At 66.7% G+C, this 21,097-nt stretch carries 18 protein-coding genes; 6 read left to right on the top strand and 12 right to left on the bottom strand.

Annotated elements, in window-relative coordinates:
* Positions 1-176: 176 nt before the first annotated feature.
* Positions 177-1,697: a sodium:solute symporter gene (locus RM50_RS07945; protein WP_043451539.1), complete on the top strand. Its 1,521-nt coding sequence runs from the start codon at positions 177-179 to the stop codon at positions 1,695-1,697.
* A gap of 103 nt (positions 1,698-1,800) precedes the next feature.
* Here the strand turns inward: RM50_RS07945 and RM50_RS07940 are convergent, their stop codons facing one another.
* Complete coding sequence (locus RM50_RS07940) at positions 1,801-2,028, bottom strand: hypothetical protein (RefSeq protein ID WP_043451538.1); 228 nt, start codon at positions 2,026-2,028, stop codon at positions 1,801-1,803.
* 264 nt (positions 2,029-2,292) lie between these two features.
* Between RM50_RS07940 and RM50_RS07935 the strand changes: the two genes are divergently transcribed.
* The gene (locus RM50_RS07935) at positions 2,293-3,432 is read left to right on the top strand and encodes a VIT1/CCC1 transporter family protein (protein WP_043451535.1); all 1,140 of its coding nucleotides are present in this window, start codon (positions 2,293-2,295) and stop codon (positions 3,430-3,432) included.
* A gap of 35 nt (positions 3,433-3,467) precedes the next feature.
* On the opposite strand, the gene RM50_RS07930 is transcribed toward RM50_RS07935, so the two are convergent.
* On the bottom strand, positions 3,468-4,604 hold the full coding sequence (locus RM50_RS07930) for an LOG family protein (protein ID WP_043451532.1): 1,137 nt from the start codon (positions 4,602-4,604) through the stop codon (positions 3,468-3,470).
* A 142-nt stretch (positions 4,605-4,746) separates the two neighbouring features.
* On the bottom strand, positions 4,747-6,165 hold the full coding sequence (locus RM50_RS07925) for a sugar porter family MFS transporter (RefSeq protein ID WP_043451530.1): 1,419 nt from the start codon (positions 6,163-6,165) through the stop codon (positions 4,747-4,749).
* Between the two features lie 296 nt (positions 6,166-6,461).
* On the opposite strand from RM50_RS07925, the gene RM50_RS07920 reads away from it, so the two are divergent.
* From RM50_RS07920 to RM50_RS07910, 3 genes are read left to right on the top strand one after another with little or no spacing between them, the layout of a single operon-like run.
* Positions 6,462-7,202 carry a GntR family transcriptional regulator gene (locus RM50_RS07920; protein ID WP_043451527.1) on the top strand — a complete coding sequence of 247 codons (741 nt, stop codon included), beginning with the start codon at positions 6,462-6,464 and terminating at the stop codon, positions 7,200-7,202.
* Between the two features lie 32 nt (positions 7,203-7,234).
* A complete protein-coding gene (iolB, locus tag RM50_RS07915) occupies positions 7,235-8,128 on the top strand; it encodes a 5-deoxy-glucuronate isomerase (protein ID WP_043451525.1) in 894 nt (297 codons plus the stop codon).
* A gap of 47 nt (positions 8,129-8,175) precedes the next feature.
* Entirely contained in the window at positions 8,176-9,192 is a 1,017-nt protein-coding gene (locus tag RM50_RS07910) for a LacI family DNA-binding transcriptional regulator (RefSeq protein WP_156133855.1), read from the top strand.
* On the opposite strand, the gene RM50_RS07905 is transcribed toward RM50_RS07910, so the two are convergent.
* Positions 9,189-10,397, bottom strand: coding sequence for an MFS transporter (locus RM50_RS07905; protein ID WP_043451520.1), 1,209 nt, complete (start codon positions 10,395-10,397; stop codon positions 9,189-9,191). The genes RM50_RS07910 and RM50_RS07905 overlap by 4 nt on opposite strands.
* Before the next feature lie 169 nt (positions 10,398-10,566).
* On the opposite strand from RM50_RS07905, the gene RM50_RS07900 reads away from it, so the two are divergent.
* The gene (locus tag RM50_RS07900; RefSeq protein ID WP_043451517.1) at positions 10,567-11,016 is read left to right on the top strand and encodes a MarR family winged helix-turn-helix transcriptional regulator; all 450 of its coding nucleotides are present in this window, start codon (positions 10,567-10,569) and stop codon (positions 11,014-11,016) included.
* A gap of 84 nt (positions 11,017-11,100) precedes the next feature.
* On the opposite strand, the gene RM50_RS07895 is transcribed toward RM50_RS07900, so the two are convergent.
* The 8 genes from RM50_RS07895 to iolC all read right to left on the bottom strand — a co-directional run bounded on the left by RM50_RS07895 (position 11,101) and on the right by iolC (position 21,061).
* On the bottom strand, positions 11,101-12,531 hold the full coding sequence (locus tag RM50_RS07895) for a sugar porter family MFS transporter (protein WP_043451515.1): 1,431 nt from the start codon (positions 12,529-12,531) through the stop codon (positions 11,101-11,103).
* Positions 12,528-13,403, bottom strand: a complete 876-nt coding sequence (locus tag RM50_RS07890) for a sugar phosphate isomerase/epimerase family protein (protein WP_043451512.1) — start codon at positions 13,401-13,403, stop codon at positions 12,528-12,530. The genes RM50_RS07895 and RM50_RS07890 overlap by 4 nt, the downstream gene beginning before the upstream one ends.
* Before the next feature lie 73 nt (positions 13,404-13,476).
* On the bottom strand, positions 13,477-14,490 hold the full coding sequence (locus RM50_RS07885) for a Gfo/Idh/MocA family protein (RefSeq protein WP_043451508.1): 1,014 nt from the start codon (positions 14,488-14,490) through the stop codon (positions 13,477-13,479).
* A gap of 31 nt (positions 14,491-14,521) precedes the next feature.
* Complete coding sequence (locus tag RM50_RS07880; protein WP_043451506.1) at positions 14,522-15,433, bottom strand: sugar phosphate isomerase/epimerase family protein; 912 nt, start codon at positions 15,431-15,433, stop codon at positions 14,522-14,524.
* Positions 15,434-15,565: 132 nt separating this feature from the next.
* Positions 15,566-17,086 (bottom strand): CoA-acylating methylmalonate-semialdehyde dehydrogenase, encoded by a 1,521-nt coding sequence (locus RM50_RS07875; protein ID WP_043451504.1) that lies wholly within the window; start codon positions 17,084-17,086, stop codon positions 15,566-15,568.
* Positions 17,087-17,118: 32 nt separating this feature from the next.
* Positions 17,119-19,068 (bottom strand): 3D-(3,5/4)-trihydroxycyclohexane-1,2-dione acylhydrolase (decyclizing), encoded by a 1,950-nt coding sequence (gene iolD / locus RM50_RS07870; protein WP_043451503.1) that lies wholly within the window; start codon positions 19,066-19,068, stop codon positions 17,119-17,121.
* Positions 19,069-19,097: 29 nt separating this feature from the next.
* The gene (locus RM50_RS07865; RefSeq protein WP_043451502.1) at positions 19,098-20,036 is read right to left on the bottom strand and encodes a Cgl0159 family (beta/alpha)8-fold protein; all 939 of its coding nucleotides are present in this window, start codon (positions 20,034-20,036) and stop codon (positions 19,098-19,100) included.
* A complete protein-coding gene (gene iolC, locus RM50_RS07860; RefSeq protein ID WP_043451500.1) occupies positions 20,033-21,061 on the bottom strand; it encodes a 5-dehydro-2-deoxygluconokinase in 1,029 nt (342 codons plus the stop codon). The genes RM50_RS07865 and iolC overlap by 4 nt, the downstream gene beginning before the upstream one ends.
* Positions 21,062-21,097: the final 36 nt, after the last annotated feature.

The raw sequence follows: 21,097 nt of genomic DNA, 5'->3' as shown, positions 1-21,097 counted from the left end.
GGCAGCATTCCCCTGACCTTGACTGTTGCGGCCGTCACACCCTATCTTTGGAAACTCCTGTTGCCTATAGGGCAATAACCTTCCCAGGCGATAACAGGTCCCTCTCCGTTCATCCCCGGCAGTACGGGCGCCCCGCACCCGACCACCCGGATCCCAACAGCTCCAAGGAGCCATCTATGGATGCCAGTGCCATCAACATCGCCATTGTGGTGGTGTACCTCCTCGCAATGCTGGCCTTCGGTTGGTGGGGAAAGTCCCGCACCCGAAACAACAGCGACTTCCTGGTGGCCGGCCGCCGCCTTGGACCATTCCTCTACACCGGGACCATGGCCGCCGTCGTCCTGGGCGGCGCCTCCACCGTGGGCGGCGTCGGGCTGGGCTACAAATTCGGCATTTCCGGAATGTGGCTGGTGGTGGCCATCGGCGCCGGTGTCCTGCTGCTGAGCCTGCTCTTTGCCGGGACCATCCAAAAGCTGAAGATCTACACGGTGTCCCAGATGCTCACCCTGCGCTACGGCAGCAAGGCAACCGAAGCTTCCGGCATCGTCATGCTTGCCTACACGCTGATGCTCTGCGCCACCTCCACCGGCGCCTACGCCACCATCTTCGTGGTCCTCTTCGGCCTGGACCGCGCACTGGCCATCGCCATCGGCGGCGCCATCGTGCTGGTCTATTCGACCGTTGGCGGCATGTGGTCCATCACGCTGGCAGACCAGGTCCAGTTCGTCATCAAGACCGTAGGCATCTTCTTCCTCATGCTCCCGTTCACCCTGAACGCCGCCGGTGGCCTGGACGGCATCCGCAGCCGTGTGGACGCCAGCTTCTTCCAGATGGACGGCATCGGGGTCCAGACCATCATCACCTACTTCGTGGTCTACACCCTGGGCCTGCTGATCGGCCAGGACATCTGGCAGCGCGTGTTCACTGCAAAGACCCCCAAGGTTGCGCGCTGGGGCGGCGCCACGGCCGGCATTTACTGCATCCTCTACGGCGTGGCCGGGGCCCTGATCGGCATGGCCGCCAACGTGGCCCTGTCCAACGTCAAGATTGCCGCCAAGGATGACGTCTACGCCGAGGTTGCCCAGCACATCCTCCCGGTCGGCATCGGCGGGCTGGTCCTCGCCGCCGCCGTGGCAGCCATGATGTCCACCGCCTCGGGCGCCCTCATCGCCGCCGCGACCGTGGCCCGCGCGGACGTGTTGCCATTCGTGGCCGGCTGGTTCGGCAAGACGGTGGAGACCGGGGACACCGAAAATCCGGAGCATGACGTCAAGGCAAACCGCATCTGGGTCCTGGTGCTGGGCGTCGTCGCGATCGTCATTGCCATCATTACCAAGGACGTCGTGGCGGCCCTGACCATCGCCTACGACATCCTGGTGGGCGGCCTCCTGGTGGCCATCCTTGGCGGCCTGGTCTGGAAGCGCGGGACCGGCATGGCTGCGGCGGCGTCCATGGCCGTTGGTTCGGTGGTGACGCTGGGGACCATGATCATCCTGGAGGTGAACGCCAAGGAACCGCTGGACGGCATCTACGCCAACGAGCCCATCTACTACGGGCTGATCGCCTCGGCCGTTGTCTACATTGCAGCCTCGCTGTTCACCCCGCCCACGGACCCCGCCGTCATGCAGGCATGGCAGCGCCGGGTCTCGGGCCAGGGCGCGGAGGAAACCCCGGAGGAAGTCCTCGCCGGACGCTGATCCCAGGCATTCAAGCCCAAGCATTAAAGTACGACGGCGGCACCTCCTTTCGCATGGCAGCGAAAGGTGGTGCCGCCGTCGTCAGTCCTGGCCGCCCCTGTTTCTAGCCTTCCGTGTCGCGGGGCTCGTCGTCATCCAGCGGGACCTCGCGGTCCTCGGCGTCGATGACGATCGGTGGCGCCTGGACCACGGGCTCTTCCTCGTCGACGATGTCGTCCTCTGCGACCCAGGTTTCATCGTCAACCGGTGCATCTTCCGCGTAGTCGTAGGCGGGATCCGCCTCCACGGCGTCAAGGTGCGGCATGTCCGGGTGCTGTCCGGTGGTGCTCATGATTGAACCTCCGTAAGTTCGCCTGACGTGCTCTTTCAGGGAGGGCGCAGGCCGCGCCACCCCTTCATCACAGCACCGTGCACCGGACGGGTCAATAGCCGTCACAGCACCCCGCGGCAGGTGGACGAACGGCGGCAGGAGCCGCGGATTTGAGGCAAACCGAAACTTCGCAGCGAGGTTTGCCAGCCAAAAATCCGCGAAAATCAGCAGTAGGCTGGCAGGGCAAAGGCGCGAGTACATGCCCTTTCCAGTCCAGGAGTTTCAGTGTCGCAGCACGCCCGTTCCCATTCCCACGCCACGCCCCAGGAGGCCGCCGGCCCACCCCAGCCCTCGGCGGCCAACATCAAGCGGTGGCGCCAGTACCTTGCCGATGAACGCGCCGAGGCCGCCGTCTACCGCGACCTCGCGCAGAACCGCCAGGGCGAGGAACGTGACATCCTGCTGGCCCTGGCCGAGGCGGAAGGCCGGCACGAAGCCCACTGGCTGGCCCTGCTGGGGGACCATGCCGGCAAGCCGAAGAGAGCGTCCGCGCGGAGCCGCTTCCTTGGCTTCCTGGCCCGGCATTTCGGCTCCGTGTTCGTGCTGGCCCTGGCCCAGCGCGCCGAGGGCCGCTCCCCCTATGCCAAGGATCCCAACGCCACCGAGGCCATGGCCGCCGACGAGCAGATCCATGAGGAAGTGGTCCGTGGGCTGGCCACCCGCGGCCGCAACCGGCTGGCCGGAACGTTCCGCGCCGCGGTCTTCGGCGCAAACGACGGCCTGGTCAGCAACCTGTCCCTGGTGATGGGCATGGCAGCCTCCGGCGTGGCCAGCAGCGTGGTGCTGCTCAGCGGCATCGCCGGGCTGCTGGCCGGCGCCATGTCGATGGGCGCGGGCGAATTCATTTCCGTCCGTTCCCAGCGCGAACTGCTGGCCGCCACCCGGCCAACGCAGATCACCCTGGCGGCCGCGCCCAAGCTGGACCTGGAACACAACGAACTCCTCCTGGTGTACCTGGCCCGCGGGATGTCGCGGGAGGCGGCGGAGCACCGGGTGGCCGAGCGGATGGGGCTGCTGTCCTGCGACTGCGACCCCAGCCTGTCGCTCCAGCCAGACCTGCCGGAGGAAGAGGACCAGCATGAGGCGGTGGGTACGGCATGGGGAGCCGCGCTGTCCAGCTTCTGCTTCTTCGCCTCCGGGGCCATCGTCCCCATCCTGCCGTTCCTGTTCGGCCTGACCGGCGTCACCGCGCTGGTGGTGGCAGGAGTCCTGGTGGGCACCGCACTCCTGGCGACCGGCGCCGCCGTCGGCCTCCTCTCCGGCACCTCCCCGCTGACCCGCGGCCTGCGCCAGCTGGCCATCGGCCTCGGCGCCGCCGCCATCACCTACCTGCTGGGCCTGCTGTTCGGTACCGCCGTAGGCTAGCCGGGAGTTCGCATCCTTGAGGTGCTGCGGTGCCGTCAGCGGCGCTGCAGGACCTCCACTGCTTCCTCCACCGTGTCCACCAGGAAGATGTAATCCGCCATGGCGCGGCCGGTGGCAAGCGAGCGCAGCATGGGCCAGGCGGGGTATTCCTGTTCCCAGTGGCGCCGGCCCACCAGCACCATCGGCGCCACCTTCTCGCGGGCGCCGTAGTAGTTCTCGCAGGCATCCTGGAAGATCTCCTGGACAGTGCCGGCGGCACCGGGAAGGAAGACGATGCCGCCGTGGCAGAGCTCCAGCAGGATGGCCTCGCGGATGGCGTTCGCGAAGTACTTGGCGATGTGCGTGGCGAAGTAGTTGGGCGGCTCATGCCCGTAGAACCAGGTGGGGATGCCCAGCGACGGCGTCCCGCCCGGATGGCGTTCGACGACGGCGGCTGCCGCCCGTGCCCACGCGGACACCGAGGGCCTGAAGCCCGGAACGGCGGCGAGGGCTGAAAGTTCCGCCTTCACGTCACCGTCGGGTGCCCGGCTCAGGTAGGCCCCGAGGTTTGCCGCCTCCATGGCCCCCGGACCGCCGCCGGTGGCCACCGTGTACCCTGCCAGCGCCAGCCGCCGTCCCAGCAGGGCGGCCTGGGCGAAGCCGGCACTGCCGCGCGGCGCAGCATGGCCGCCCATGACCCCGACGATGGCGCGGCTGGACCAGGGCACTGACCCGGTCAGCTCATCCAGTGCATCGCCGACGGCGTGGTCATGCAGGGCCGAGGCCAGCGTTGAGTCCACACGGTGGCGCTGGCCGGGTTGGATGCTCCAGTGGTAGATCCGGGCATCCGGCAGCTCCTCATACGGCGAGGTTGCCAGTCCCGCGTACAGTTCGGCCGGGGAGTACAGGACGGCCCGGTACGGGTCGAAGGGGACACCTTCAAGCCTGGGGAAGATCAGGGCGCCGCGGCTGCGGAGGTTGGCTTCCATGCCGTCGTCGAAGATGCAGCCCAGGAACATCGCGCCCTCGACGCTGACGTTTTTGAGTGCCGCCGACCGGCCGCGCAGGTCCAGCGACTGCGCATGCCAGCCGTGCAGGTTGACGGCACCGCCGGCCACCAGGCTGTCGAAGCTGGCCAGGTCCTGGACTTCGAGGTTGCGGGGGCGGGGACCAAGGCTTCCGGCGAAATTCATGGTTGCTGCCCCGCGCTCCACATCATGGAGCCAGCCTAGGCCACCCCACGCAAAAAGCGGGGCCGGACCGTGCCCGTCCGGTTGTTACTGGACGGCCTGGGTCCAACCCCGCCGTGAGCCGCGATGCCGCGGCAAGGCGTCGCTAAGCGGAGACCTTTGCCGGAACCTCACCGCCGCGAAAGTGCGCTTCCAGGTCCTCGAGCGAGTGGCCCTTCGTTTCCGGAACAAACTTGATGACGAAGGCCAGGGACGCGATGTTCACCAGGACGAACAGGCCGAATGTGCCGGTGGAGCCAAGGGCGTTGACCACGATGGGGAACAGGAAGGAGATGGCCGCGTTCACGGTCCAGAGGGCGAAGACCGCGATTCCCATGGCGAACCCGCGGATGGCCAGCGGGAACATTTCGGAAAGCAGGAGCCAGACGCAGGTGCCGATGAAGCACTGGACAAAGGCCACGAACAGCATCATGGCGGCCAGGATGGTGTAGCTGGCCAGGTCCGACTGCGGCAGGAGGAAGACGATGGCCAGCAGTGCCTGCGAGCCGACCACCCCGGAGAAGCCGATGACCAGCATCCTGCGGCGGCCCACGAAGCCCAGCAGCCAGATGCCCAGGATGGTCATCAGCACTGAGGTGACGCCGACACCGATGGTTGCCACCAGCGACGCGCTGACGCCGAGTCCGCTCTTTTCCAGGATGGTGGGTGCGTAGTAATTCACGGTATTGATTCCGGTGGCCTGCTGGACCGTGGCGAGGCCGATGCCGATGTACAGCAGGCGGCGCATCCAGGGGTTGTTCTTCAGGTCGCGCAGGGCGTGGCCCCGCTCTTCCTTTGCGGTGCGGGCCGCCTGCGCGATCTCCTCGAATTCTGCAGCTGCTTCCTGGGGGCTGCGGCTGAGGTTAAGGACGCGGCGGCTGTCCTCGAGGCGGCCGCGGATGGCGTACCAGCGGGGTGACTCGGGGAGCATCAGCATGCCTGCGAGCAGTGCGAGGGCAGGCAGGGAGGCGATGCCCAGCATGGTCCTCCACACTTCGGTGTCGTGGATCAGGGCGTCCAGGAGGGCGTTGATGGCGAATGCGAGCATCTGGCCGGTGACGATCATGAGTTCGTTGATGGTCACCATGCGGCCACGCAGGTGGGCGGGCGCCATTTCGGCAAGGTACAGCGGGCAAGTGACGGCGGCGGCGCCGACGCCGAGGCCAAGGACGATGCGGGCCGCGATCATGAAGCTGACGTTGGGGGCGAGGGCGCAGCCGATGGCGCCCAGCAGGAACAGCAAGGCGCAGACGAGCAGGGAGCCGCGGCGGCCCAGCTTGTCGGCCATGCGGCCTCCGGTGAGGGCGCCGACGGCGGCCCCCGGGAACAGCAGTGCGCTCACCACGGTTGCTTCCTCGACGGCGGTCATGTTGAGGGAGTCATTCATGTACAGCAGGGCGCCGGAGATAACGCCGGTGTCGTAGCCGAAGAGCAGGCCGCCCAGGGTGGAGATGACGGTGAGCCGGGCAAGGTATCCGCGGCGCTGCGTGCCGGGCGCGCCGGTGGTTTGTTTCTGCAACAGCATTGTTGCCTCTCAGATTCTCTCGGGGACCGGAAGACCGGCCGGGAATGTGATGCGTGCCACCGACTTTAGAGCGCTCTAATACTGTTCGTCAATAGAAAGTCTTAATGTCAGCACAATTGCATTGGCACCGTGTTCCCGCCGACGCGGGCAGGCGGCACCCTTGACCCGCAGAGCCCTGCTGATACGATCGGGGAAGAAAGTATGTCCTATCAAGAGAACATATGGCGGCACATGGGCCGCAGGCGCGGCTGTCCCGACCGGACGGAGGCGCAGGACCGACAACGAGGGAACGCACCGTGGCGAACAACCTGGGACTCAGCATCGACCGCTCCTCCCCCGTGCCCCTGTACCACCAGGTGGTCCAGGGCATCGAGGCGGCGATCTACAGCGGGGTCCTGGAACCCGGGAGCCGGTTGGACAACGAGATCGACCTGGCCGCCCAGCTGAACCTCTCCCGCCCCACCATGCGCAAGGCCATGGACGAACTGGTCCGCTCCGGCCTGCTGGTGCGGAAACGGGGCGTGGGCACCCAGGTGGTCTCCAGCCAGGTGCGCCGGCCGCTGGAACTTTCCAGCCTCTACGACGACCTCACCAACAACGGCAAGAAGCCCACCACCGAGGTCCTCAGCTTCTCGCACCTGGAGGCGGACGACGCAACCCTCACCACGCTGCAGCTGCCCGCAGGTTCGAAGGTGTACCACTTCACCAGGCTGCGGCGGGTGGGCGGCAAGCCCCTGGCCCTCATGGAGAACTGGGTGCGCGACGATATCGCAGAGATGGATGAGGCCATGCTGGGCGCCGAAGGCCTGTACTCGATCCTCCGCCGCGGGGGCGTCAACTTCCGGTTGGCCACGCAGCGCATCGGCGCCATGAACGCCAACGATTACCAGGCGTCCATGCTGGACACTCCGGCGGGGTCGGCACTGGTCACCATGGAACGCACGGCGATGGACGATACCGGGCGCCGCGTTGAGACCGGCCACCACGTCTACCGGGCCGATTCCTACAGCTTTGAGATGACTCTCGTACAGCGATAATCCGCACAGCAATAATCCAAGGAGCCAACTCCATGACCAACTGGGTCTACCCCCTGGGCACTGCCTCCGACGGCGCCTGGGATGTTTCGATCGGGACCTCCGATTCCGCCCTCACCGTGGACGGCTGGGCCCATACGGGCCTGAAGGTTGCCACCCTTGGTGCCGGCGCCGCCGTCGAGCTTCCCGCCGCGGAGGAGGAACGGATCGTGGTGCCCCTCAACGGATCCTTCACCGTGGCCGTGGACGGTACGGACTACCCCCTCGAAGGACGGCCCTCCGTCTTCGCCGGCCCCACCGACGTGCTCTACTCTGGCACCGGGCGGGCCGTCAGCATCAGCTCCGCCGACGGCGGCCGGGTGGCCGTGGCAACCGCGCCGGCACAAAAGTCCTACCCCACCAGGCTGGTGCCGGCTGCCGAGACCCCGGTGGAGCTTCGTGGGGCGGGCAACTGCTCGCGCCAGGTCCACAACTTCGGCACGCCGGCGGCACTGGAGGCCGACAGGTTCATCGTCTGCGAGGTCCTCACGCCGGCCGGGAACTGGTCCTCCTACCCTCCGCACAAGCATGACGAGGAGAAGGAGGGCGAGACCTCCCTGGAGGAGATCTACTACTTCGAAACGCAGGTGGCTTCCGGCTCCGGGGCGCCCACGGACGCCGACGCCATCGGCTACCAGCGCGTGTATGCCTCGGACGAGCGGCCCATCGACGTCTCCGCCGAGGTCCGCACGGGTGATGTCGTCCTGGTCCCTTATGGCTGGCACGGTCCTGCCATGGCCGCGCCGGGGTACGACCTCTACTACCTCAACGTGATGGCGGGTCCGGGGCCTGCGCGCGAATGGCTGATCAGCGACGACCCCCACCACGGCTGGGTGCGTCAGACCTGGGACAGCCAGAACATCGATCCCCGGCTGCCGTTCGGCTCCTGACCATGGTTGGGCGGCCAAGCGGCGGCAGGCTGGCATAGTGGAGTCCTGTGAGACAGACTTCCCCCTCAGCACGGTCGGTGACCATGGAGGACGTGGCACGCGACGCCGGCGTGAGCCGCGCCTTGGTGTCCCTGGTGATGCGCGATTCCCCGAACGTTTCGCCGGCCAAACGGACGGCGGTGCTGGAAAGCGCCGCCGCGCTGGGGTACTCCCCCAACAGGCTCGCCAGCCGGCTGGCCAGCCACCGGACCAACACGCTTGGGGTCCTCTTCCTCGATCTGCACAACTCGGTCTTCGCTGATATCTACGACGGCCTGACCGAGGGCCTGGCCGGCAGCGGCAACCAGGTGATGGTCGCCGTCGGCTCTGCTGATCCCGGGACGGAACTTGAGGCCGTCCGCTCGTTCGTGGACCTGCGCGTGGACGGCGTGCTGCTGGCCGGCTACACCGGCACCTCGGCGGAACTGGCAGGGGCCCTGCGCGGGACGCCCGCCGTCGTCATCACCCGGGAGCTGGAGGTCGACGGCGTGGATTCCGTTTTGACCGACGACTTCCGTTCCGGCGCACTCGCCGTGGAGCACCTGTACCAGCTGGGGCACCGACGGATCGCGCACGTGGACATCTCCGACTGGCTCCCCTACACCGAACGCAGGGAAGGCTACCTCCATGCCATGCGTGAGTTCGGCCTGGAGCCGCAGCTGGTGCACAGCGACATGACCGAACGCGGCGGCCGGGCCGTGATGGAACAGTTCCTGGACTCCGGCGCCACCCTCCCCACGGCGGTCTTTGCGCACAACGACCTCACGGCCATCGGCATCATGGAGGCGCTGGCGGCGCGGGGACTGTCCGTTCCGGGCGATGTGGCGATCGTTGGATGCGACAACATCGAGGTCGGCGCTTCCCCGCTGATCGGCCTGACCTCCATCGACCAGCACGCCCGGGAGCTGGGAAGGGTGGGGGCGCACGTCATGCTGGACCGGATTGCGGGCACGGCCGGTCCGGCCGTAACCCGCAAGCTCGAGCCTGCCCTCATGGTGCGCCGCTCCTCCGATCCGGCCGCTTAGCGGCTGGCCAGTTCCTCCACGGCCTGGACCGTGCCGCGGTTATCGCCCCGCTGCCCACTCCTCCTGGCCCCAGCGGCGGCGATGGCCATCACGGCCAGGCCCGCCAGGGTGATGCCGGCACCGGCCCAGATCGGAGAGGTGTAGCCCAGTCCGGCGGTGATGGTGATGCCGCCAAGCCAGGCGCCGAGGGCGTTCCCCACATTGAACGCCCCGATGTTGGCACCGGAAGCGAGGGTGGGAGCGCCGGAGGCGTACTTCATGACGCGCATCTGGAGCCCCGGCACAGTGGCAAAACCGAACGCGCCCATGAGGACCAGGGAAATGACTGTCAGCACGGGGTTCGTGGCCGTCAGCGCAAATCCCGCCAGGACCACGGTCAGCACAGCCAGCACCACCAGCAGTGTGCGGTCCACGTTGCGGTCCGCAGCCTTTCCGCCAAGGGTATTGCCGGCAAAGAGGCCCACTCCGAAGACGATCAGCAGCCACGGCACGGTGGAGGCGGCAAAGCCGGACACTTCGGTGAGGGTGTAGGCGATGTAGGTGAAGGCGCCGAACATTCCGCCGAAGCCCAGGATGGTCACCACGATCGAGAGCCAGACCTGGCCGGAGCGGAACGCACGCAGCTCGGAGCGGAGGCTGGCCGCTTCTTCCGTTTCACCCGCCGATGAGGGGACGAGTGCCAGGATGCCGGCGAGCGCGGCTACGCCGATGACCGTGATGGCCCAGAAGGTGGCACGCCAGCCGGCGGCCTGGCCCAGCAAAGTTCCAAAGGGCACGCCCAGGACGTTGGCTGCGGTGAGCCCGGTGAACATGAGCGCGATGGCGCCCGCCTTCTTGCTGCGAGGAACCATGCCGGCGGCCACCACAGCCCCGATACCGAAGAACGCGCCATGCGAGAGGGCAGCGATGACGCGCCCGGCCATCATGGGCCAGTAGCCGTCCGCCGTTGCGGACAGCAGGTTCCCGGCGATGAACAGGACCAGCAGGGCGGCCAGCACCGGCTTGCGCCGGAAACGAGTCACCGCGGCAGTCAGGCCCAGCGCGCCCACCACCACCGAGAGCGCGTAGCCGGAGATGAACCAGCCGGCGGAGGCCTCACTGACCCCGAAGTCGGCCGCCACCTGCGGCAGCAGGCCGGCGATGACGAACTCGGTAAGTCCTATGCCGAAGCCGCCCAGGGCGAGTGCTATCAAGCCAACAGGCATGCGAATGCTCCTTTGAGCTGTAGGTGTGGTTGTCCCCTCAATGGGAAAGCGCCTAAGATAGTTGCAGACGCGGTGTTTATTGTTGCACATGCAAATATACCGCGCAAGCAACTATCTCTGTCTGTTGACCGATGGGCCGTTCCGGGCGGCCACCTACGAAGGAGCACGCATGGGCATCAAGGACGACGCCGTCGAGGTCCGCGCCCAGGGCTGGCGAACGCTGGCGGCCCTGCACGGGCTGATCGACAATGAGCTCGAGCGTGCCCTCCAGGCCGAATCCAAACTGTCCGTGGTGGAGTACACGGTGCTCGACGCCCTTAGCCGGCAGGACGGCTGGCACATGCGGATGCAGCAGTTGGCCCGCGCCACCGCCTTGAGCCCCAGCGCCACCACCCGGCTGGTAAACCGCCTGGAGGACCGTGGCCTGCTGACCAGGATCCTCTGCGACGACGACCGCCGCGGCATCTACACCGAGCTCACTGCCAGCGGCAGCAGCCTGTTGGCAACGGCCCGGCCGGTCCACGACGCCACGCTGGAGCGTGCCCTCGAGGAAGCCCAGGCCGTTCCGGAGCTTGCACCGCTGGTGGACGCCCTCCCCCGGCTGCACGCCCGCGCATAAGACTGCCCGTGCCTTGGCGCGCAAATGCCCCGGTGGAGATCCCCACCGGGGCATTTGCCTGTAGGGACAGTGGATTGATCCTGGTCAGGGAATCGTGGCTTCCGCGGCATGGGCTTTGTTCCCGGCCACGTTCTTGAAGTAGTGCTCCAGGTCCTCCAGGCTCTTGTCCTTGGTCTCGGGCACATACTTGGCAGCGAAGGCAATTGCGCCCACACCAAGGACCGCGAACACGAAGAAAGTGTTGGAGATCCCCAGGGCCGCCAGCAGCTGCGGGAAACCAAACCCGATCAGGAAGTTCACGATCCACAGCAGGAACGCCGAAGCGCCCATGCCCAGGCCACGGATTTTCAGCGGGAAGATTTCCGAGAGCATCAGCCAGGTCACCGGCGAAATGGCTCCCTGCTGGAATGCCAGGAATGTCACGGTCAGCGCAAGGATGACGAAGCCGCGGCCGGAGCCTTCCGGCAATATCAGGGAGAACAGTCCGATCAGCAGCAGCGCCGTCGTGGTCCCCACCTGCCCGGTGATCAGCATCCTGCGCCGGCCCACCTTGCCCAGCAGCCAGATCCCGACGAACGTGGCGAGGACCGAGATCACGCCGTTGGCAATGTTCGCCGTCAGTGCCGCTTCGCGGCCAAAACCGGACTGCGACAGGATCTGGGTTCCGTAATACATGATCGAGTTCACGCCGGTAATCTGCTGGATCACCGCCAGGCCCAGGCCCACGAAGAAGATGCGCCGGAGCCACGGAATGCCCAGGTCCTTCCAGGAGCCCATCTTGGACTTGTAGTCCTCCACGGCCATGGCTTTGACTTCTTCGAACTCCCTGCGCGCCTCCTCCTGCGAACGGATCCGCTGCAGCACGCTGAGTGTCTCGCCAAAGCTGCCGATCGAGGCCAGCCACCGGGGGCTTTCAGGCATGAAATTCATGCCGATCCACAGCGCAATGGCCGGAAGAGTGGCGATCACCAGCATCCATCGCCAGATCCCGTGAGATTCGCCGAAGGAGTTGCCGAGGTAGGCGTTGAAGATGAACGCCAGCAACTGCCCGGTGACGATCATGAGTTCGTTCTGCGTGACGATGCGCCCACGCCGGTTGCTGGGCGATACCTCTGCAAGGTACACCGGCACCGTGACGGACGCCCCGCCCACGGCCAGTCCCAGGATGAACCGGGCGGCGATCATCACTTCGGTGTTGGGCGCGAAGGTGCAGCCCAGGGTACCCAGCAGGAACACGACCGCCAGCACCATGATCATCCTGCGCCGGCCGTTGCGGTCCGCCAGGCGGCCGCCGAAAAGGGCGCCGAACGCGGCACCGAACAGCAGGGACGAGGTCACCAGGCCCTCAGTGAGCGGGGTGAGCCCGAGGTCCTCCTGCATATACGGCAGGGCGCCGTTGATCACGCCCGTGTCGTAGCCGAACAGCAGGCCGCCGAAGGTGGAGATGATAGTGACGGTCCGCAGCGCGCGCTTGTGGTTTCCGGGCCGCGGAGCGGTATGCGCAGGCGAACTCATACGCTCACCTTTTGGACGTACTGCTTCATGGTCTCCAGCTGGTACCGGGAAACGTCTTCGGCGTTCTCGTCCTCGGCAAAGACACTGGACACCATCACCGAATCTTCACGGTCCAGGAAGCCGATTTCCTTCAGGCCGCCGAAGAACTCATCCCAGTTCACGTCGCCATCGCCGATCTTCAGGTGCTGGTGGACGCGGACCGGGTTGCCGGGCGGGTTGGTGATGTACCGCAGGCCATGGGACGCGTGATGGTTCATGGTGTCGGCCACGTGGACCAGCCGCAGCTTGTCGCCCGCAGCCCGCATGATGTCCAAAGGGCTGTTCTTCATGTGGAAACTGTGCGAGGCCACGTAGACCATGCCAACGTTCTTCGAGTTGACGCCGCGGATCACGCGGATGGCGGCCAGGCCTTCCTCCACGAAGTCGTCCGGGTGCGGGTCGATCAGCAGGTCGATGCCTTCACGCTCGATGATCGGCAGCAGTTCCTCCATGGAACGGTAAAAGGCCCGCTCGGATTCCTCTGCCTTTTCGGGGCGGCCGCTGAACTCGGTGTTCATGGTGCTGACGCCCAGGTCCACGGTGATCTGGATGGCGCGCTTCCAGTAGCGGACCGCAGCTTCGCGGGCGTCCTCGTCCGGGCCGGACCAGCGCAGCACGGGCAGGACAGAGGCGATCCCGATTCCGGCATCCTGGCAGGCACTCTTCAGCTGGCCCACCAGTTCATCGTCCGCTTTGGGGTGGTTGTAGAACGGGATGAAGTCCGCATGCGGGGTCATTTGCATGTACTTGTATCCGAGGTCCGCCACCAGTTTGGGGAACTCCAGCAGGCTGTGGGAGTGGTGGAACGGGGTGGGGTCAAGGGCGATTTTCACGTAAACACTCCATTGTGGATCAGTCAGGTTGGAGACACAAAAGGGGACGGATGGCTCCGCCCCCTTTCCGGTCCTACTTGTAGAGGTCGGGCTTTGCCGCCAGCTTCACGGCGACCTTTTCGCCGTTCTTCTGTGCTTCAACGCCTGCTTCACAGCACGCGGCGGTGGCGTACCCGTCCCAGGCGGAGGGGCCGCCGATTCCGCCCTTAAGTGCCGCGTCCACCCATGACTGGATTTCGACGTCGTATGCCGCCCCGAAGCGCTCCTCGAAGCCGGGAGTGACGTTGCCGCCCCAGTGGCCGTTGCTGCGGGTGTAGGGTCCCTTGTCCCCGCCGATGCTGACGATGCCGTCCTCGAAGGAGGCCTGGGTGGCCACTTCGTAGCCGAACTTGGCATTGACGTAGATTTCCACATCAGCCAGGACACCGGACTCGGTCTCGAGCAGGACGTGCTGCGGATCGTGCTGGCCGTTCGGCGCGTTCCGGGTGGCCTTGCCCAGGCGCACCTGGACGCTGGTGATTTCCTCGCCAGTAAAGAACCGGATGGCATCGAATTCGTGGACCACGGAGTCGTTGATCAGCATCTCGTTGGTGAAGCCCTCGGGGGTGCTGGGGTTGCGGTGCTGGTGGTGCAGCATCAGCAGCTCGCCCAGTTCGTGGTTGCGGATGATCGATCCCAGGGCGGCGTACTCGGCATCGAAGCGGCGCATGAAGCCCACCTGGATCCGCTTGCGGCCCAGGGCCACCTCTGCCTCGACAATTTTCCAGGAGGATTCGGCGTCGGGGGTGAGGGGCTTTTCGCAGAGGATTGGGATGTCCTTGGCGATGGCCTTGAGCAGGATGTCCTGGTGCAGGAAGCCGGGGGTGGCGATCAGGACGGCGTTGACGTCGCCGTTGTTGAGGGCCTCGTCAGCGTCGGCCAGGGCCACGGCGCCCGGGATGCCTTCGATGGCGGCCTGCGCCCGGGCGAGGTCCACGTCCACGACGGCGGCGACTTCGGCTCCATGGATGCGCTTGTTGAGGCGCTGGATGTGGTCGGCGCCCATGCGCCCTGCGCCGATGACGGCAACGCGGAGGTTCTGAGTCATTGTTCTGTCCTTCTGGTGTCTGTGGCGGGAGTTAGCTGACGGCGGTACGGGAGCCGCAGGACAGCAGGTAGTTGCGGGTGCGCTTGGCGATGGGCATCGGCACGTCGAAGGCCACGGGGTACATGTCCTGCTCCACGATGCCGAAGATGGGCCGGTCCAGGGCTTCCACGGCTTCGATGACCGCGCGGAGGTCCGGCAGGCCGTTGGGGGGCTCGGTCATGACGCCGGCCAGGTTGGCGGCGGCCCAGGTCATGTTCTCCTCATTGACCTTCTTGAGGATCTCCGGGTTGATCTGCTTCAGGTGCAGGTAGCCGATCCGGTCCGGGTAGTTCTTGATCAGGTCCAGGCTGGAGGCGCCGCAGTATTCAGCGTGTCCGGTGTCCAGGCAGAGGTTCAGGTACTGCGGGTCGGTGGCTCCCAGCAGGGTCTCAATGTCCTGCTGCGCGCCCACGTGCGAGTCTGCGTGGGAGTGGAACTGCTGCTTCAGGCCGAAGTCCTCCAGGAGGGTCTTGCCCAGGCGGTTGTGGCCGGCGAACAGGTCGGCCCAGGCTTTGCTGCTCAGAGTGCCGCTCTCCACGGCTTCACCGGTGACGTCGTCACGCCACATGGCGGGGATGACGACGATGTGCTCGCCGCCCATGGCAGCCGTCAGCTCTGCCACCTTGCGGGCCGGTTCCCAGGCGGTTTCCCACTGGGCGAGGCCGCGGTGGAAGGCGGTGAACACGGTGCCCGCGGTGACTTTCAGGTCACGCTGCTTGAGTTCTTCCGCCAGGCGGGTCGGGTCGGTGGGAAGGTAGCCGTAGGGGCCCAGTTCAATCCATTTGTAGCCGGACTCCGCCACCTCGTCGAGGAAGCGTTCCCAGGGGGTCTGCTTGGGGTCGTCCGCGAACCAGACGCCCCAGGAGTCCGGCGCCGTGCCGATGATCAGCTTGTTCTCAGTCATTGTCTGTCTCTTTGATAGGGGCCACGCCGCCAGGGTTCCCTGGCCGTGGAGCCAAATCGGCGAGGGTCCCAGCCTGAGCTTGCGAAGGTTGGGAGCCGATTTGGACTTGCGAGGCGAGGGTGGCGGTGGGGATCAGTTGGAGGGGAAGTTGTAGGAGGCGCCGGAGGCGTGGTGGGTTTCGGGCCAGCGGGAAGTGACTACCTTGCCGCGGGTGTAGAAGCTGACGCCTTCGGGGCCGTAGATGTGCTTGTCGCCGAAGAGCGATGCCTTCCAGCCGCCGAAGGAGTGGTAGGCCACGGGGACGGGCAGGGGTACGTTGATGCCGATCATGCCCACGGTGACCGAGCGCTGGAACTTGCGGGCGGCGGCGCCGGAGGAGGTGAAGATGGCGGTGCCGTTGCCGTAGGGGTTGGCGTTGATGAGCTTGATGCCGTCTTCGAGGGTGTCCACGCGGACGACGACGAGGACAGGTCCGAAGATTTCCTCCGTGTAGGCGGTCATTTCGGTCTTGACGTGGTCCAGGACGGTGGGGCCGACCCAGAAGCCGTTTTCGTGGCCGGGGACCACGAGGTCGCGGCCATCCACGACCATGGCGGCGCCGGCGGTTTCGGCTTCGGTGACGATCCGTACGATGCGTTCCTTGGAGGCCGGGGTGATGACCGGGCCCATTTCGGCGTCGGGTTCGGTGCCGTTCTTGACCTTGACGGCCAGGGCGCGCTCTTCGACCTTCTTGACCAGCAGGTCAGCGGCCTCGCCGACGGCGACAGCGACGGAGATGGCCATGCAGCGTTCGCCGGCGGAGCCGAACGCGGCGGCCGCGAGGTGGTCGGCGGCGTTGTCGAGGTCGGCGTCGGGCAGGATCATGGCGTGGTTCTTCGCGCCGCCCAGCGCCTGGACGCGCTTGCCGTGCCTGGTGGCGGTTTCGTGGACGTACTGGGCGATCGGGGTGGAGCCAACGAAGGAGATGCCGTCCACGTCCGGGTGGGTGAGGAGCCCGTCGACGGTTTCCTTGTCGCCGTGCAGGACCTGGAACACACCGTCCGGCAGGCCGGCTTCCTTCCAGAGCCTGGCCAGCAGCAGCGAGGCGGAGGGGTCCCGTTCGGAGGGCTTGAGGATGAACGCGTTGCCGGTGGCGATGGCCATCGGCGCCATCCACAGCGGCACCATGACGGGGAAGTTGAACGGGGTGATGCCCGCGACGACGCCGAGCGGCTCACGGAAGTTGAACACGTCGATGCCGGTGGAGACCTGGTCCGAGTAGTCGCCCTTAAGCAGGGTGGGGATGCCGCAGGCGTATTCGATGACTTCCAGGCCGCGGCCGATCTCGCCCTTGGCGTCCGAGAGGACCTTGCCGTGCTCGGCGGTAACCAGCTGGGCGAGGTCGTCAACATGGGCGGCGACGAGTTCGCGGAACTTGAACAGGACAGCGGTGCGCTTGGCCAGGGAGACATCGCCCCAGGTGTCGGCGGCCTTGCGGGCGGCGGCGACGGCGGTGTCCAGGTCGGCGCGGTTGGCCAGCCGCAGTGTGGCGGAGACGGCACCGGTGGCCGGGTTGTACACGTTCGTGGTGCGGTCGCCTTCGCCGGCCGTCTCTTCGCCGTTGATGAAGTGGTTGATGACCGTGGTCTGGGTCTGGGTGGTGGTGGCAGTCATGGGACTCTTCCTTGAGTAGTGAAAAAGTGTGGTCAGCCGAGCAGTTTGCGCTGGCGTGACTTGTGGTCAACGTAGGTTTGGAAGGCCTGTTTGGTGGATTCCAGTTCGGAGACCTGGGAGACGGGGACATCCCACCAGGACTCAGAGGACGGTGCGTCCAGGAGCGGGTCGGATTCGACGTGGATCAGGATCGGCCCGCTGCCCTCCGGGGCAGCCTTGGCATCGCGGATGGCCTGCTCCAGTTCTGCAATGACCTTCTCGCCGGGTTCGATCCGGATGACCTTCACGCCCAGGGACTCGGCGTTCAGGGCCAGGTCCACGGGCAGGATCTCGCCCTCGTCGAAGCTGTGCTGTTCCTCATCCAGCGCCCGGTACTGGGTACCGAACCGCTGCGACCCCAGGGACTCGGACAGGGAACCGATGGAGGCGTAGCCGTGGTTCTGGATCAGGACCACGATCAGCTTGATGCGTTCGGCGACGGCGGTGACCAGTTCGGTATGCATCATCAGGTAGGAGCCGTCCCCCACCATCACGACGACGTCCCGCACCTGTCCGCCTGACGCGCCTGCCGCCGTCGTGCTTGCCGCTTCGGCAATCGCTGCACGCTTGACGCCCAGGCCGCCGGGGATTTCGTAGCCCATGCAGGAGTAGGCGTACTCCACGTGGTAGCCGAACGGGTCCCGGACGCGCCACATCTTGTGCAGGTCACCGGGCAGGGACCCGGCGGCGCAGATGACCACGTCGCGGGCGTCCATGGCCCGGTTGGTGGCTCCGATGATTTCGTTCTGGGCCGGCAGCGGGGTGTTGCGGGTGTCGAAGGCCTCGTCCACCGTGGCGTTCCAGCGCTTCTTCTCGGCCTCGACCAGCTGTTCCAGGTCGGCACCGACGCGGTAGCCGCCCAGGGCTGCGTTGAGCTTGGCCAGGGCCTTGCGGGCGTCGGCAACGATCGGCAGCGCGGTGCCGTGCTTGTAGGCGTCGATCGGGGCGACGTTGATGTTCACGAACTTCACGTCGGGATTCTGGAACGCGGTCCGGGACGCGGTGGTGAAGTCCTCGTAGCGGGTGCCGATGCCGATGATCAGGTCCGCTTCGGCGGCGATGGCATTGGCCGCCGTCGTGCCGGTGGAGCCAATGGCGCCCAGGGAGTGCTTGTGGTCCCAGGGCAGGACCCCGACGCCGGCCTGGGTGTTGCCCACCGGGATGCCGGTCAGCTCGGCGAACCTGGCCAGTTCATCGTTGGCGTAGGCGTAGAGGACGCCGCCGCCGGCAATGATCAGCGGACGCTTCGCTGCGCGGATGGCTGCTGCGGCGCGGGCGATGTCGTCGTCGTCGGCCTCGGGGCGGCGGATCCGCCACTCCCGCTCTGCCAGGAACTCTTCGGGAACATCGAAGGCTTCGGCCTGGACGTCCTGCGGCAGCGAGATGGTCACCGCGCCCGTCTCGGCCGGATCGGTCAGGACGCGCAGGCCGTGGTGGAACGCGGAGAACAACTGCTCGGGCCGGGTGACCCGGTCGAAGAACTTGGACAGCGGCCGGAACGCGTCGTTGACTGTGAGGTCGTACGCGTGCGGCTGCTCGAGCTGCTGAAGCACGGGGTCGGCAGCCCGGGTGGCGAACGTATCGGACGGCAGCAGCAGGACAGGCAACCGGTTGGTGGTGGCCAGCGCGGCACCGGTCAACAGGTTCGAGGACCCCGGGCCGATCGAGGTACTGATCGCATAGGTCTGGCGTCGGCGGGTGTGCCGGGCATATCCCACGGCCTGGTGGACCTGGGCCTGCTCGTTCCGGCCCTGGTAGTACGGCATCAGGGTGGGGTCCAGCTTCTGGTACTGCTTCAACGCCTGGCCCACGCCGGCCACGTTGCCGTGCCCGAAAATCCCGAACGTGCCCGGAATGAGCCGTTCCCGGTATTCCTGGCCGCCCACCTTGTCGACGGTGTACTGCTTGGAGAGATATTCGACGACGGCCTGCGCCACCGTCATCCTGCGTGTTCCTGTTGTGGTGCCCATGGCTAGTTCTCCGGGATGTCAGTGGTGTGGTGCAGCAGCGAGGCCGCGCTGGCGACGGCGCCGGCGACGTCCCCGTCTGCGGGGTAGAGCAGGGTGCGGCCAACGGTCAGGCCTTGGACACCGGGCAACGCCAGCGCGGCTTCCCAGGTGGCGAAGACCTCGTCCTGGGTGCCGTCCGGGTCCCCGCCCAGCAGGACGGTGGGCATGGTGGTGGCGGCCATGACGCGTTCCATCTCCGCCACGACCGGCAGCTTCATCCACGTGTAGGCGCTGGTGGAACCCAGGCCCTCGGCGATCGCGATGGACTTGATCACGGCGTTGGTGGACAGGTCGTTGCGGACCCGGCCGTTATCCCGGACGGAGAGGAACGGCTCCACCATGGCGATCAGCTTCCGCTCCGCCAGGGAGTCGATGGCCCGTGCGGTCGCTTCCAGGGTGGCCACCGTGTCCGGGTCGCCCAGGCAGATCCGGGTCAGCATCTTCCCGCCGTCAGCACCCAACGCCTCCAGAGCGGCCGCGGTGTGGCCGGTGAAGCGGTCATCGAACTCGTTGACCAGCCCGGCCAGGCCGCCGCGGTTCATCGAACCGAACACCAGCTTCCCGTCCAAGGCCCCCAGGAGCAGCAGGTCATCCATGATGTCCGGCGATGCCAGCACACCGTCGACGGCAGGGTTGGCCAAAGCGATCTGCAAACGGTCCAGCAACTGCCGCCGGTCCGCCATGGCGACGGGGTCGTTGCCGACGGCCAGGGCGCCGCGGGCCGGGTGGTCGGCGGCGACGATGAAGTTCTGCCGGCCTGCCTTCACGCCCGGGTGGCGGCGGCGTGCCTTCGCGGCGCGGGCCACGGCGTCCGGGTCTTCGAGGCGGATGGTGCTCAGGTGCTCGTAGCGGCGCGGGTCATCGTCCACGGCATGGTTCGAGGCGATCGGGGTGAGGGTCACAGTGCTGCTCCTTCGGTGGCAAGCTGTGCGTTGGCGCTGGAAACACCGGTGCCGGGAACCGGACGGCCGCGTTCGGCCAGCAGCGAGGTGACCTCCTCCGGCGTCGGCATGGCGTCGGCGCAGGAGAGGCGGGAGGCGACGATGGCACCGGCGGCGTTTGCGTAGTCCAGGACCTGGGCCAGCGGCCAGCCGGACAACAGGCCGTGGCAGAAGGCGCCGCCAAAGGAATCGCCTGCCCCCAGGCCGTTCAGGGTTTCCACCGGCACGGGCGCCGAGACCACGCGCTCGGTGCGGGTCTTGGCCATCACGCCTTCCGGGCCGAGCTTGACGACGGCGATCTCCACGCCGGCGGCGAGCAGCCGGTCTGCCTGCTCATCGGGCGTACCGTCGCCGACGGCGACGGCGCATTCCTTGTCATTGCCGATGGCCACGGTGACGTGCGGCAGGATCTTCGCTACCTCGGCGCGGGCTTCTTCTTGGGAGGCCCAGAACATGGGGCGGTAGTCCAGGTCCAGGATGGTGAACTGTCCCTCGGCAAGTTCTGCCCGGGGGCGGGCCTCGTGCGCGGCGATGTGGGCGGACCGGGACGGTTCCTGGGACAGGCCCGTCACCGTGGACCAGAAGATCCCCGCCTTCCGGATGGCGTCCAGGTCCAGCTCTTCGGCCTTGATCTGCAGGTCCGGAGCCGTGGGGAACCGGCCGTAGAAGTACAGCGGGAAGTCATCGGTGGCCGGCTTGATTGCACAGAACGTCGCCGGTGTCTGCAGGCCGGCGACCGGGGTCACGAAAGAATCGTCGACGTTGAACTTGTGCAGTTCGCGGTGCAGGTACGTGCCGAAGGGGTCGTCCCCTGTCCGGGTGATGACGCCGGTCCGGCGGCCGTGCCGGGCCGCGGCGACGGCGACGTTGGACGGGGAACCACCAAGGTATTTGCCGAAGGACTCAACGTCCTCCAGGCCAACCCCGATGTCGTTCGGGTAGATATCAACGCTGATGCGCCCGATCGTAAGAAGCTCGTGGGTCACGGTGATCGTGGACCTTTCTGGTGTGGAACTCGTGTC

This window comes from Pseudarthrobacter phenanthrenivorans (assembly GCF_000813845.1).
In the GTDB taxonomy this organism is placed as follows: Bacteria; Actinomycetota; Actinomycetes; order Actinomycetales; family Micrococcaceae; genus Arthrobacter; species Arthrobacter phenanthrenivorans_B.
This window is presented reverse-complemented; position numbering and strand designations above follow the sequence as displayed.